The following is an 814-nucleotide window of genomic DNA, read 5'->3' as shown; positions in this document are numbered from 1 at the left end:
CGGCTGTGGGGCGCTCGAAAACCAGTGGCACAGCACCGAGTTGCGTCACTACGGTGCTGGCGAACCGAGTCGTCTGGGTAAGGACGTGCCGTTGTACACCGTGTGAGACCTCCCGAGAGCTGATCTGTCGCGCGTCGCGCATGTGCGCCGCGCTTCTTTTTGCTGCGGACTTCTCACTGAAACCGGTGTACTTCTGTGCTCAACAACTGGGTGGTCATGCCCACCTGCCTGCCGCTCGTTCTCCGCCGTTGCCACACGTGCGCGTCCGAGAGCTTCCGGGCGGGCGGCAAGTTTCGCGTCAACGCCCATCACAAGCTCATCGACGCCTGGCTCCTGGTGCTCTGCACCTCCTGCGGGGACACCGCGAAGCTCACGGTCCTGGAGCGGGTCAATGTGCGCTCCGTACGACCTGAAATGTTGGACCGGCTGCATGACAACGACCTCCGCCTGACGGCCGAACTGCTCCAGGATCCGGTCGTCCAGCGCCGCAATCGCATCGCCCTCGACTGGGGCGACGCCTGGCGCCTCGACACCGGCGGATCGGATCACCTGGACTATGAGGTGCTCGACGTCTCGGTGCGCTTCGCGGCCCGGATCCCTGCCCGGCCGGTGCGACTGATCGCCGAGGGCTGCGGTCTTTCGCGGGCCGAGGGCGAGCGACTGATCGCGGAGGGGAGAGTCGTGGCGGCGGTCCGGCTGAGCGGCCAGCTATCTGGCGACTTCACCTTCCCTGTGAAGCGCTGAAGCGCTGACTCGAGGCCTCCTCGGGACCTGGGGGCCTGTCCGGCACATCCGTCGGGCAGGCCCTGGAGGC

1 protein-coding gene is annotated in these 814 nt (G+C 66.7%); it reads left to right on the top strand.

Annotated features, from left to right (window positions below; genetic code table 11):
* The first annotated feature begins 195 nt into the window (after positions 1-195).
* Positions 196-744, top strand: a complete 549-nt coding sequence (locus tag TN53_RS41285; RefSeq protein ID WP_046264030.1) for a DUF1062 domain-containing protein — start codon at positions 196-198, stop codon at positions 742-744.
* Positions 745-814 lie beyond the last annotated feature (70 nt).

It is taken from the genome of Streptomyces sp. WM6386 (genome assembly GCF_000972385.1).
Classification (GTDB): domain Bacteria; phylum Actinomycetota; class Actinomycetes; order Streptomycetales; family Streptomycetaceae; genus Streptomyces.
Note: the sequence above shows the minus strand (reverse complement) of the source record. Positions and strands in the feature narration are given on the sequence as shown.